The organism is Mycobacterium simulans (assembly GCF_900232995.1).
GTDB classification, from domain to species: Bacteria; Actinomycetota; Actinomycetes; order Mycobacteriales; family Mycobacteriaceae; genus Mycobacterium; species Mycobacterium simulans.
This window is the reverse complement of record NZ_OCVX01000098.1, coordinates 1-14836: the sequence shown is the minus strand read 5'-3', so window position 1 is coordinate 14836 and position 14836 is coordinate 1. Positions and strand designations below refer to the sequence as shown.

Sequence of the window (14836 nt, the reverse complement as noted above, 5' to 3'; positions counted from 1 at the left end):
CCGTTGCCGCTGCCACCGTCGGCGCCCTTGCCACCGTTGCCGCCCTGGCCGCCGGTGTTGGCGGCCAGGGCGGCAACGGTGGCAAGGGCGCCGACGGTGGCAGCGGCAACGGCGGCCACGGCGGCAACGCCGGCGCCGGCGGCAACGGCGGCAACTCCGGCAACAGCACTGGCGTCGCGGGCCTTGCGGGTGGCGCCGGCGGTGCCGGCGGCAATGGCGGCGGTACCAACGCCGCCGGTGAACACGGCGGCAGCGGTGCTGCGGGCGGTACCGGCGGCAACGGGGGCGCTGGCACCACGGGCGGGGCCGGCGGTGCCGGCGGCGACGGCGGCGCCGGTGCCAGCGGTGGCTCTCTCAGTACTGGCCAGTCCGGCGGTGCCGGCGGCAACGGCGGTGCCGGCGGCAACGGCGGCACCGGCTCCACCGGTAACGGCGGTGCTGGTGGCGCTGGCGGACACGGCGGCGGTGGCGGCAACGGCGGCGGCGGCGACGCTGGCTCCGCCGGCTCGGGCGGCAATGGCGGCAAGGGCGGCGACAGCACCGCTGCCGCCGGCACCGGCGGCAAGGGCGGTGCGGGCGGTGCCGGCGGCACCGGCGGTGCCACCAATGGCAACGCTCACGGTGGCAACGGCGCTGGCGGTGGCAATGGCGGCGCCGGCGGCAGCGGCAACACGGGCGGCGCCGGCGGTGCCGGCGGCCACGGCGGCTTCGGCGGCAGCGGGGGCACCGGCAGCGGTATCGGCGGCGGCCACGGCGGCAACGGCGGTAATGGTGGTGCCGGCGGCAAGGGCGTCGTTCTCGGTGGCGCCGGTGGTGCGGGTGGTGACGGCGACCACGGTGGCCCGGCCACCAACGCAGGTAGCGGCAGCGCCGGTGGTAATGGCGGTTCCGGCGGCAGCGGTGGCGCCGGGGGTAATGCCACCGGCCTGGGAGGCAAGGGAGGCGCCGGCGGTAACGGCGGCAACGGCAGCTTCGGCGACACCAGCGGCCCCGGCGCCGCCGGAGTCACGGGCGCTTCAGGCGGCGCCGGCGGCCACGGCGGTGCGGGCGGCAGCAACCCCAACGGCTCCGGCGGCGACGGCGGCAACGGCGGCCACGGCGGCGCCGGGGGCAATGGCGGGACCTCGGGACTCGCTGGCAACGTCGGCGGCTCCGGCGGTGCTGGCGGCAGCGGCGGCGCCGGCGGCAGCGGCGGCAATAACGTCGGCGACGTGGGCGGCAAGGGCGGTGCCGGCGGCAACGGCGGCTCCGGCGTCGGCGGCGGCATCAACGCCAAAGGCGGCAACGGCGCCGGGGGCGGCTCCGGCGGTGCCGGTGGCAGTGGTTACGTGGGCGGTGCCGGCGGTAACGGCGGCTCCGGTGGCTCCGGCGGCGCCAACGGCGCCACCACCAGCCTTGGGCTCGTGTCTGGTAGCGGCGGTAGCGGCGGCAAGGGCGGTATGGGCGGCGCCGGCATCGTCCTCGGCGGTCACGGCGGCAACGGCGGCACCGGAGGCACCGGAGGCCACGGGGGCGGCACCACCGGCGGGAACGGCGGCAACGGCGGCACGGGCGGTGGCGGCGGCAACGCCGCCGCCGGCGGCACCGGTGGCGATGGCGGCGACGGCGGCGACAGCGGCGCCGGCGGCGGTACCGGCAGCGCGCTCGGTCTCGGCGGCGACAGTGGCGTCAGTGGCGCTGGCGGCGCCGGCGGCTTCAGCGGCGCCAAAGCCCCCACGGTCGGGCCCGGGGGCAGTTCGGGCCCCAACGCGAACGTCGGGACGACACCGGGGGGCGCCGCACCCGGCGGCAGCGGCGGCCTCGGCGCAACGCCCTGATCACCGGACGACAGCGATGTTGAGAACGCCCAGAGAAAGGATGGTGGCATGAACTTTGCGGTTCTGCCGCCAGAAGTCAACTCCCTGCTGATATATAGCGGGGCGGGTTCGGAACCCCCGCTAGCCGCGGCGGCGGCCTGGGGTGGGCTGGCCGCCGAGCTGGGCTCGGCGGCCGCGGCTTTCGGGTCGGTTACTTCGGGACTGGCCGGTGGGGTATGGCAGGGACCGTCGTCGGGTGCGATGGTGGCGGCGGCCGCCCCGTACCTGGGGGGGGTGAGTGCGGCGGCGGCTTCGGCCGAGTCGGCGGCCGGGCAGGCGGGGGCGGTAGTCAGTGTGTTTGAGGCGGCGTTGGCCGCGACGGTCGACCCGTTCGTCGTTGCGGCCAATCGGTCCCAGTTCGTCTCGCTGGCGTTATCGAATTTGTTCGGGCAGAACACGCCGGCGATCGCGGCAGCCGAGTTCGACTACGAGCTGATGTGGGCCCAAGACGTGGCCGCGATGCTGGGCTATCACGCCGGCGCGTCGGCGGCCGCGTCGGCGTTAGCGCCCTTTGTCCAACCGTTGGGGAGCCTGGCGGCCGCCGCCGAACCGGGCAAGTCGCTCGCCGTCAATCTGGGCTTAGCCAACATCGGCACGTTCAACGCGGGCAATGCCAACATCGGCAGCTACAACCTGGGGTTCGGCAATATCGGCGACTTCAACCTGGGTGGCGGCAATAGCGGCCGCAGCAACGTGGGGTTGGGCAATGCCGGGTGGGGCAACTTTGGGTTCGGGAATTCGAAGGGTGCTGCCAACATTGGTTTCGGTAATGTCGGCAGTAACAACTTCGGCTTTGCGAATATGGGCGTGGGCAACGTCGGGTTCGCCAATACCGGTTCTGGGAATATCGGTATCGGGTTGAGTGGTGACAATCTGACCGGGATCGGTGTTTTCAATACAGGTAGCGGCAATGTTGGGTTGTTCAATTCGGGTACCGGTAATGTTGGGTTTTTCAACTCCGGTACCGGGAACTGGGGTGTGTTCAATTCGGGGAGCTACAACACCGGTGTTGGTAATTCGGGGATTGGCAGCACGGGGTGGTTCAACGCCGGTGGTTTTAACACGGGTCTGGTCAACGCGGGCAATTACAACACCGGCAGTTTCAATGCGGGTGACGCCAATACCGGCGACTTCAATCCGGGCAGCATTAATACCGGCTGGTTCAACACCGGTGATATCAATACCGGGGTGGCCAACTCCGGCAACGTCAACACCGGAGCCTTCATCTCGGGCAACTACAGCAACGGCGTCTTGTGGCGGGGCAATTACGAGGGGCTGATCGGGCCCTTCTCCTCCGGATGGCAAATTCTTCCCGAAATTCCCCTCAGCCTCGATATAAACGGTGGTGTCGGCGCCATCACCATCGAGCCAATCCACATTCTTCCCGAAATCCCGATCAACATCAACGAAACCTTCTACCTTGGCCCCTTGGTCGTCCCGCCCATCAACGTCCCGGCAATTTCGCTGGGCGGCACCATACCAAATCTTTCGATCGGCCCAATCAAAATCAATCCCATCATCCTTTGGCCCGCTCAACACATCGATCTTTTCGACTACACCCTAACGTTCACCTGGCCCCTCTCGACCATAACAATCCCCCAAATCCATCAGATCTCACTCAGCCCTACCCCCGTTCCCGAAACCTTGATCGGCCCAATACATATCAATACCGGCTTTTCCATCCCGGTGACCTTCGCCATTAGCACCCCAGCCCTCACCCTTTTCCCGAATGGCGTCAGTATTCCCGACACACCGCTCTCCCTGACTCTTGGCGTTACGGCCGGCACCGACGCCTTCACCATCCCGGGATTTTCGATTCCCGAGCAACCGCTTCCGCTGACGATCAACGTGGTTGGCCATATCGACGCCCTGAGCACCCCGAAAATCACCATCGACAACATCCCGTTGCACCTCCACGCCACCGGCCACGCGGGCCCCGTCGGCATCGCCGGCGTCAACATTCCGGCGTCGCCCGGGTTCGGGAATTCAACGACCACCCCGTCGTCGGGTTTCTTCAACACCGGTGCCGGTGGGGTTTCGGGATTCGGGAACGCCGGCGCACACGTGTCGGGCTGGTTCAACCAGACCCCCCAGACCACGCAGTCGTTGCTGGGGATGGCTTCGGGTTACTTCAACGCCGGCACGCTGGTGTCGGGTATCGGCAATGTCGGCACGCACTTGTCGGGAGTGTTGTCGGGGGGCGGCCTGGCCGGCGGCAACATCGGCAGCAACAACTTCGGGTTGGGTAATGCCGGCAGTGACAACCTCGGCCTTGCGAATATGGGCGTGGGCAACATCGGGATCGGCAACACCGGCAACGGGAATATCGGTATCGGATTGACCGGTGACAACCTGACCGGGATCGGTGGCTTCAATTCGGGCAGCGGCAATGTCGGGTTGTTCAATTCGGGTACCGACAATGTCGGGTTCTTCAACTCCGGTACCGGGAACTCTGGGTTGTTCAATTCGGGGAGCAACAACACCGGCATCGGTAACTCGGGGATTGCCAACACCGGCGTCTTCCTCACGGGTGACCACACCTACGCCCCGGGCCCAGTGGTCTTCTCCCCCCCAACGCTTTTCACCATTTCTCAAATTCCGATTGACCTCCAGCTGGTCGGCGGGATAGGTCCCATCCACGTCGAGCCCATTCCCGTTCCCGAATTCAACGTGGAAATCACCGGCGGATTCCTCGGGCTCCGCGAATTCACCCTCCCACAGATCACCATTCCCGCGATTCCCATCCACGTGACGGGAACCGTCGGCCTCCAGGGTTTCCACGTGTCTCCCACGGTTCTTCTTGCGGGGTTGGACACCAGCGCAACCATCTTCATGAACCCGGTCAGCTTGCCGAGCCCGTTCGTCACGATCGATCAGTACGGCCCGCCCTTGGGGCCGCCCGGCGCAAGATTCCCCGTCGCGCCGTTCTACCTCAGCATCACCGACCTCAAGATCAATGGACCCACCGTCGGCGGCGGGAACCCGGGGGTCGTCACCCCGCTCATCGCGGACTTCAATCTGTCCACAACACCATTGAGCTTGTTCCCAAACGGGTTCACCGTTCCCGACCAAACCCCGGTGTCAATCAACCTGTCCGGCGGCCTGGACAGCATCACTTTGTTCCCGGGTGGCCTGGAATTCCCGGAAAACCCCGTGGTCAGCGTCACCAACTTCGCTGCCGGCACCAGAGCATTCACCGTCTTCCCGCAGGGTTTCACGGTTGACCGCATCCCGGTGAACCTGCACACCACCCTCACCCTTGGCCCGTTCCCCTTCCATTGGGATTACATTCCCCCGGTCCCAGCGAACGGCCCCATTCCGGCGGTTCCAGGCGGTTTTGGACTCACCAGTGGCCTGTTCCCGCTGCACTTCACCCTCACCGGCGACATCGGCCCCATCAGCATCCCGACCACCACCGTTTTGGATGCACTGCATCCCCTCCTGACCGTCACGGGAAACGTCGAGTTCGGCCCCTTTACCGTCCCGGACATCCCCGTCCCCGCAATCCACCTGGGCCTCGACGGAAATGTCAACCTCGGTCTCAGCGCCCCACCCACCACTATTCTTTCCGGCCTGGGCATCACGGGAGGCTTCAATATCCCTCAAATCCAAATTGCGAATATCAGCACCCAGCCTGCCAAGTTGTACATGGCGGTCGGGAGCATCAATACTCTCTTCCTATTTGACTTCAGAGACGGCATCGCGCTGAACCCCATAGTAATTCCGGGAAGCTCTATACCGCTCAATATGGACGCGCTAGAACTCACCTTCCCGGGCAATTTCAGTCAATCTTTGCCGCTCAATCTGGCTTTCGACTCCCCGGCCTCAACCGTGAAGGCAATGGTTCTCCACGCTATGGAGCCCATCGACGTGTCCGTCGACCTTGAGGCCATCTCCATCCCGGCCACCGTTCTGCCCGCAATTCCTTTGAACGTGGACCTCATTACCCCCGTGGGCCCCGTCAACATCCCGATCATCACCACGCCGGGCTCTGAGACGTCGACTACAAACCCTTCGTCGGACCCCTTGTCGGGTCTCTTCAACGGTTTCGGTGTCCCGGGCTTGGGGGTGAGTGTTGCGAGCCTATTCGACGGGAGCCTCGGGGACTCCCTGATATCGGGCTTCAGCTCGGCCGTTGGGATCGTCGGCCCCAATCTGGGGTTGAGCGACCTAGGTGTCGGCAATATCGGGTTCGCCAATGTTGGGGACTTCAACCTGGGTTCCGGCAACATTGGCGGCTTCAACCTGGGGGCCGGAAATGTCGGCAGCAACAACGTCGGGTTGGGCAATGTCGGGTGGGACAACGTCGGGTTCGGGAATTCGAAGGGTGTTGCCAACGTTGGGTTCGGTAATGCCGGCAGTAACAACTTCGGCTTTGCGAATATGGGCGTGGGCAACATCGGGTTCGCCAATACCGGTTCCGGGAATATCGGTATCGGGTTGAGCGGTGACAACCTGACCGGGATCGGTAGTTTCAATACGGGTAGCGGCAATATCGGGTTGTTCAATTCGGGTACCGGCAATGTCGGGTTCTTCAATTCCGGTACCGGGAACTGGGGCTTGTTCAATTCGGGGAGCTACAACACCGGTGTCGGTAATTCGGGGATTGGCAGCACGGGGTGGTTCAACGCCGGTAATTCCAACACGGGTCTAGTCAATGCGGGCAATTACAACACCGGCAGTTTCAACGCCGGTCACGCGAATACCGGCGGTTTCAACTCGGGCAGCATTAACACGGGCTGGTTGAACGCCGGCAACAGCAACACCGGGGTGGTCAACTCCGGCAACGTCAACACCGGCGCCTTCATCAGGGGCAATGACAGCAACGGCATCTTCTGGACGGGCGACTACCAGGGCCTGGTCAGCTTCTCTTACACCAACACCATCGTTCCCGAATTCACTCTCGCGAGCATTCACGCGCACGGCGGCGCCGGCCCCGTTACCATTCCGTCGTTCCATATTCCGGCAATTCCCCTGGACCTCACCGCGACCGGCGCAATCGGCGGCTTCACCATCCCGTCCATTTATATTTCCCCGATCACGGTCGGTATCGACTCAGTCTTCGACCTCGGTCCCATCGTCATCCAGGACATCACTATTCCCGCCCTGGGCCTCGACCCGGAAAGCAGTGTCACCGTCGGCCCAATTTTCAGCTCAGGCTCCATCATTGATCCATTCACTCTCAAGTTTCTAGGGTTTATCGATGTTCAGATCGCTGCCATCCAAACGACGGGCAGCGAGATTTTGCCGTTCACCATGTCGTTGAGTTCGCTTGGCCTGACCACTCTGACGCCGGAAATCACCATCCAGGGATTCCAGATTCCCGTCGATCCAATCCACATCGAGCTGCCCTTGTCCATCACCATCGGCCCCTTCGTGAGCCCGGAAATCACGGTTCCCCAAATCCCGGTGGGCTTCTCGGTGTCCGGCGCCACCCTTGCCTTTTCGTTCCCCCCGGAGATCACTATCGACCGGATTCCGGTGGTTCTCGACGCCGACGCCCTCCTCGGCCCCATCAACGCCGGGATCGTCATCCCGCCGGTCCCGGGCTTCGGCAACACCACCACGGTCCCGTCGTCGGGCTTCTTCAACGCCGGCGGCGGCGGGGTCTCGGGCATGACAAACTTCGGCGCGGGCATCTCGGGTTTCCTGAACCAGGCTCCGACTGCCTTGTTGGGGTCAGCCTCTGGCTACTTCAACTTCGGCGCTCTGCAGTCGGGTCTGCTGAATAGCGGCGCCGGGCTCTCGGGCCTGTACAACACCAGCATCCTTGACCCCAACCACATACAGTCGGCGTTCACTTCGGGCATGTTGAACTTCGGCCGGCAACTCTCTGGCTTCTTGTACCAGGGCACCGGGCCGTAACCGGTCGCTGGCGTTAGCGCGGCGCGTCGCCGGCCGATGACGCCATGGTGCTCGACCACCGAAAACGTGACGGCGCCGGCAGCGACCGATCTCCATGCGGTCCGCCGGGTCGGGCCGACCTCTCGGCACCGGCCAACACATGGCACTCAGGCTTGAACCGCTGCCGGTCATCCCTTGAGGTTTCGTGCAATCGACCCAGCTGCGGCGATGTGCATTTTGCATAGTTTTCGCGCATCTATTGGTGAATTTGCCCTGAGGTCGGCCGCGCCGCCGTGGGATCGTCGTCGTCGTCGGTGGCGGCGGCGTGTACGTGGGTTGAGAAGAGGTTGGGGCGGTGAGCTTTCAGATATTGCCCCCCGAGATCAACTCCGTGCTGATGTACGGCGGTGCGGGGTCGGGGCCGTTGTTGGCAGCGGCGACGGCGTGGGATGGCCTGGCGGCTGAGCTTGGGTCGGCGGCGGCCTCATTCGGGTCAGTGACCTCAGGGTTGATAGGTGGGTCGTGGCAGGGCCTGTCGTCGGCAGCGATGGCGGCCGCCGCCGCCCCGTACGCAGGGTGGCTGGCTGCGACGGCCGCCCAGGCCGAGGCGGCGGCGGGGCAGGCCAGGGTGGCGGCGGCTGCGTTTGAGGCGGCGTTGTCGGCGACGGTAGATCCTGGGATGGTCGCGGCCAATCGGTCTGTGCTGCGGTCGTTGGCATTGTCGAATCTTTTCGGGCAGAACACTGCGGCGATCGCGGCCGCGGAAGCCGACTACGAATTGATGTGGGCCCAGGATGTGGTCGCGATGGTCGGGTACCACGTCGAGGCGTCTGCGACGGCGTCAGCGCTGCAGGCGTTTACGCAGCCGTGGCAGGCGCTGGGGGCGTTGGCCTCCTCGACTAAGGAACTCCAGGTCAATGTGGGCTTGGGCAACGTCGGCAATTACAACGTGGGCGGCGGCAATGTCGGCGTCAATAACCTGGGTTTGGCCAACGTCGGCAGTCAAAATCTGGGCGCCGGGAACCTGGGCAGCGGCAATTTCGGATTCGGCAATATCGGCAACGGAAACTTCGGATTTGGTAATTCTGGTCTGGGCCTGATTCCCGGTATCGGCAATGTGGGGTTGGGCAACGCCGGCAGCGGCAACCACGGTTTCGCCAATTTAGGTGTGGGCAATATCGGGTTTGGCAACACCGGCAACAACAACGTCGGGATCGGGTTAACCGGCGATAATCTGACGGGTATAGGGGGTCTGAACTCGGGCTCCGGTAATATCGGATTGTTCAACTCGGGTACCGGCAACATTGGGTTCTTTAATTCGGGCACCGGAAACTTCGGATTGTTCAACTCGGGAAGTTATAACACGGGTTTCGGTAATTCGGGTACGGCCAGTACGGGGTTCTTCAATGCCGGTGACTTTAATACCGGTCTGGCTAATGCCGGTGGTCTCAACACGGGCAGTTTCAATGTAGGTAGTTTCAATACAGGTGATTTCAACCCGGGTAACACCAACACCGGTTGGTTTAACACCGGCAACATCAATACGGGTGTGGCGAACTCGGGCAATGTCAACACCGGCGCCTTCATCTCGGGCAATTACAGCAACGGCATGCTTTGGCGGGGCGACTACGAGGGCCTGGTCGGATTTTCCGCGGGCTCCTCGATTCCTGCAATTCCCATCGGCCTTGGCCTCAACGGCGGCGTGGGTCCCATCACCATCCCGCCGATCCAGATCCTTCCCACCATCCCGATAAATATTCACCACACGTTCAACCTCGGACCCCTCGTCGTCCCGGACATCACCATCCCCGCAATTGGCGGGGGCACCGCCATACCCGTCAGCATCGGCCCCCTCACCATCTCGCCCATCACCCTCTTTGCTGCCCAGAACTTCACCACGACCTTCCCTGTCGGCCCATTCAATGTCCTAGGGACTGTTCACATACCGGCGATCCGAATCATCAACAACTCGACTGGCGCGTTTTCTACCACCGTCAATGACATCAATATCAATACTAGGATTCCTCAGCTTCCGGTAACCGTTAATTGGTCTACTCCTGCGGTTACGCTTTTTCCGAATGGTATCAGTATTCCCAATAATTCATTGGGGCTGCTCGCAGATGTGGTGGTGTACACCACCGGCTTTACGATCCCGGGCTTTAGTCTTCCCGCTCAGCCGTTGCCGTTGACGATCGACATCACTGGCCAGATTGATGGTTTCAGTACCCCGGCGATCACTATTGACTACATCCCGCTGAACGTCGGGGCAGGCATCACTATCGGTCCCATCCCCATCCAGGGCATGGGTATGCCGGCGAGTCCGGGCGTCGGGAACACGACGACGGCTCCGTCCTCGGGCTTCTTCAATTCCGGTGCGGGTGGGGTATCGGGTTTCGGCAATGTTGGTGCGGGCGTGTCGGGCTGGTGGAACCAGGCGTCGAGTGCGTTCGCGGGGGCGGGCTCGGGTTTTGCCAATGTCGGCTCGTTGAGTTCGGGTGTGCTGAACGTGGGTTCGGGGTTGTCGGGGTTCTACAACACCGCCGCGGTGGGGGCGCCGGCGTTGATGTCGGGTATTGGCAATGTCGGGCAGCAGGTGTCGGGGTTGTTGGCGGCGGGCGGCGCGCTCAACGTGGGCTTGGCCGATGTCGGCGGCGGAAACCTCGGGTTGGGCAATGTCGGGAATTTCAATGTCGGATTGGGCAATGTCGGCGATGTCAACCTGGGCGTGGGCAATATCGGTGACGGGAATTTCGGGTTCGGCAATGTTGGCGAGGGCAACTTCGGGTTCGGCAATTCGGGTCTGGCGGATCTGCCGGGTATCGGCAATGTCGGTTTCGGCAATGCCGGCGGTGGCAACTATGGCCTTGCCAACCTTGGCGTGGGCAACATTGGGTTCGCCAATACCGGCAACAACAATATTGGTATCGGGCTCACCGGCGACAACCTGACCGGTTTCGGTGGCCTGAATTCGGGCGCTGGCAATATCGGGTTGTTCAACTCCGGTACGGGCAATGTCGGATTCTTCAATTCGGGGACCGGGAACTTCGGATTGTTCAACTCGGGTAGTTACAACACCGGTATCGGTAATGCGGGGACGGCCAGTACGGGGTTGTTCAATGCCGGTGGTTTCAACACGGGTCTGGCCAATCCAGGTAGTTACAACACCGGCAGCTTCAACGCTGGTGACACCAATACCGGTGGTTTCAACCCGGGCAGCATCAACACCGGCTGGTTCAACACCGGGAACGCCAACACAGGATTCGCGAACTCGGGCAACGTTGACACCGGCGCCTTCATGACGGGCAACTACAGCAATGGCATCCTGTGGCGGGGCAACTACGAAGGCCTGTTCGGCCTATACTTTGGGCACACCATTTCCCAATTCCCCGTCACCGTTCACGCAATCGGTAGTGTCGGCCCCCTGCACGTCGCGCCCATCCCGATTCCGGCGTTGCACTTCAATATCACTAATGCCTCCGTCGCCCTGGGGCCCTTCACGATCCCACCCATCACCATTCCCGAAATCCCGATCAACCTCGTAGGATTCGTGCATCTTGCGGAAAGCACAATCGCGCCCATATCTGCTCTTAACCCGCTCACCGGATCGCTGGAGCTGGGCATTGGATCCTTCAAGCTTGCCGATCCGCTAATTCGTATCGCCCGGTTTCAAGCACCAGGTTTCATTACCATCGATCTACTTAACGTCGAAGCCGCTGGGCCGACAGTCAGCGGACCTGCTATCGGCCAGCCAATTCCACTGGGAGTTGATTTCGATACCACTCCCTGGACCCTCTTCCCGAATGGTTTCACCATTCCTGCTCAAACTCCGCTGACTGTGGGTTTGTCGGGCGGCAACGAGGCGTTTACTTTCTTCCCGGGTGGGTTGCACTTTCCTCAGGCTACGGCCGGGGTTACCAACCTATCGGGGGGCTTGGACGCTTTCACATTGTTGCCCAACGGCTTCACGATCAACGCGGTCCCGGCGGTGTTCGATGGCACCGTCCTCATTGGTCCGATCGAAATCCCGGTCGTCACCGTTCCGGCGGTCCCGGGGTTTGGGAACGCGACCACGACTCCGTCGTCGGGCTTCTTCAATGCCGGCGCTGGTGGGGGATCGGGGTTCGGCAACTTGGGTGCGGGCATGTCGGGCTGGGGCAACCAGGCGCACAGCATCCTGGCCGGTGGGGGTTCGGGCTTTTTCAACGCCGCCACCCTGGGCTCGGGTGTGCTGAATTTCGGCTCGGGTGCGTCGGGGTTGTACAACACCAGCACCCTGCCGCTGGGGACCGCGGCGATGGTGTCGGGCGTCGGCAACGTCGGTCAGCAATTGTCGGGGTTGTTGGCGGCGGGCACCGCGCTCAATCACGGCAGCAGCATCGTCAACCTCGGGTTGGCCGACGTGGGCCGCTTCAACTTCGGGTTGGGCAATGTGGGGGAGTTCAACCTGGGCGCGGCGAACATCGGCGCGCAGAATCTGGGCTTGGGCAATATCGGCGACGGCAATGTCGGGTTCGGCAATTCGGGCCTGGCGGGCCTGGCAGGGATCGGCAATGTCGGCTTCGGCAACACCGGCAGCGGCAACGTCGGTTTGGCCAATCTGGGTGTGGGCAATATCGGGTTTGCCAACACAGGCAACAACAACATTGGGATAGGACTGGTAGGGGACAACCTGACCGGTATCGGTGGCCTGAATTCGGGCAGCAGCAATATCGGGTTGTTCAATTCGGGAACCGGCAATGTTGGGTTCTTCAATACCGGCACCGGGAACTGGGGTATCGGGAACTCGGGAAGCTACAACACCGGTGTCGGTAACTCGGGTATTGCCAATACCGGGTTGTTCAACTCCGGTGGCTTCAACACCGGAATCGCCAACAGCGGTAACCACAACACGGGCAGCTTCAACGCCGGTGACACCAACACCGGGGATTTCAACCCGGGCAACACCAACACCGGCTGGTTCAACACAGGCCACTCCAACACCGGCATCATGAATGCCGGCACGGTCAACACCGGCGCGTTCATGTCCGGCAACTACAGCAACGGCATCCTGTGGCGGGGCAATTACCAGGGACTTTTCGGTCTCCACTACGGCATTACGATTCCCGAATTCCCGATCCACTTCACCTCAACCGGCGGCATCGGTCCCATCGTCATCCCGGAGACCACCATCCTGCCCCCACTGCACCTGGAACTTTCCGGCGCCGCGAATTACGCCTTCGCCGTGCCGGATATCCCCATTCCGGCAATCCGCATCGGCATCGATGGAGCCGCCAACGTCGGCTTTACGGCCCCGGCTACCACCCTCCTATCCGCACTGGACATGACCGGAGCCTTCAATTTCGGCCCCATCACCCTATCGAACCTTACAATTAAGCGGTTTCCTTTCTTGGTCAGTATCCCAGCTATTCCACTCTTTTTGGGTGGTACATTCGGCCCCTTGAGTTTTGCGTCAACAATTCCGGCAATGAATGCGCCGCTCGATCTGGTCATTGATCCCATTACCCTGGACGCGATTTCGGTTGGCGAGACTATACCTATCGAGATTCCGCCTATTGAGATTCCGGCGTCGATCGTCGAGGGGATTTCAATGGCGGATTCGCTGCCGATCAATTTGTCGTTGGATATTCCGGCGCTGTCTATACCCCGTACGACTTTTGCCGCGATTCCGTTGGATTTTGACGTTCTCGCCCATGCCGGGCCGATCGACATTTCGATTATCGACATCCCGGCGACCCGGGGCTTTGGGAACTCGACCACCATCCCGTCGTCCGGCTTCTTCAACTTCGGCGGCGGCGGCGGATCGGGGATCGGGAATTTCGGCTCGAATGTGTCGGGGTGGTTGAACCAGGCGCCGGGGTCGCTGTTGGGGGCGGTTTCGGGTGTGGGCAATGCCGGCACGCTGGTTTCTGGTTTGCTCAACTCGGGCACCGGTATTTCGGGTCTGTTCAACGTAAGTTCGCTCGGTACCGGTGTGCCGGCGGTGATCTCGGGGCTGGGCAACCTAGGCCAGCACGTGTCGGGATTGTCGTATGAGGGCCTGCTGGAGATGCTGACCAGCGACTCGGGCTCGGGTGGTTCGGGTGGCCCGAGCATCATCGACAGCGCGATTGCCGAGCTGCGGCACCTCAGCCCGCTCAACGTGCTGGGTTTGGGCAACGTCGGCGGGGTCAACCTCGGCTTTGCCAATGTCGGCGACTTCAACCTGGGTGCGGGCAACGTCGGAGGCCTCAATCTGGGGGCCGGAAACTTCGGCGCCCCGAACCTGGGGTTGGGCAACCTCGGGGACGGCAACGTCGGCTTCGGCAACTTCGGCGACGGAAATTTCGGGTTCGGCAACTCTGGTCTGGGAGCGCTGCCCGGGATCGGCAATGTCGGGTTCGGCAACGCAGGCAACGGCAACGTTGGTTTGGCGAACATGGGAGTGGCGAATATCGGGTTGGCCAACACCGGCACCAACAACATCGGTATCGGGCTGGTCGGGAACAACCTGACCGGTATTGGTTCACTGAACTCCGGAATCGGCAATCTGGGGTTGTTCAATACCGGCACCGGTAACATCGGCTTCTTCAATTCCGGCACCGGGAACTTCGGTATCGGCAACTCGGGAAGCTACAACACCGGGATCGGGAACTCGGGGACCGCCGCTACCGGAGTGTTCAACGCCGGCAGTTTCAACACGGGTATGGCCAATACCGGTGGCTATAACACCGGAAGTTTCAACGTGGGCAGCTTCAATACCGGTGACTTCAACCCTGGCAATACCAACACCGGCTGGTTCAACGCCGGTCACACCAACACCGGTCTGTTCAACACCGGCAATGTCAACACCGGCGCGTTCAATTCGGGCAGCTTTAACAACGGGGCGTTGTGGACCGGCGACTACCACGGGCTGGTCGGCTTCTCTTACAGCATTGAAATTTCGGGAAGCACCATCCTCGATCTCAACGAAACATTCAACCTCGGTCCAATCGAGATCCCTCAAATCGATATCCCAGGAATGTCGCTGTTCGGCGTCCACGAAATCGTCAACATCGGGCCCTTCACCATCCCGGAAATCCGAGTACCCGGAATACCGCTGGACATCCACGAATCGATCGAGATTCCGCCGATCGTCTTCTTCGAGGGCACTACTATCG

Annotated in this window: 2 protein-coding genes and 1 pseudogene; all 3 read left to right on the top strand. The window is 62.6% G+C overall.

All coding sequences use genetic code 11. The annotated features are described in order from the left end of the window. Window positions 1-1817 (top strand): annotated as a pseudogene (locus MSIMFI_RS27505) (PE family protein); the annotation flags it as partial. Window positions 1818-1865: 48 nt separating this feature from the next. Beyond that, window positions 1866-7721 carry a PPE family protein gene (locus tag MSIMFI_RS27500; protein WP_191500070.1) on the top strand — a complete coding sequence of 1952 codons (5856 nt, stop codon included), beginning with the start codon at window positions 1866-1868 and terminating at the stop codon, window positions 7719-7721. Window positions 7722-8055: 334 nt separating this feature from the next. Continuing rightward, a partial coding sequence (locus MSIMFI_RS27495) for a PPE family protein (protein WP_191500069.1) occupies window positions 8056-14836 on the top strand: 6781 nt, incomplete at its 3' end.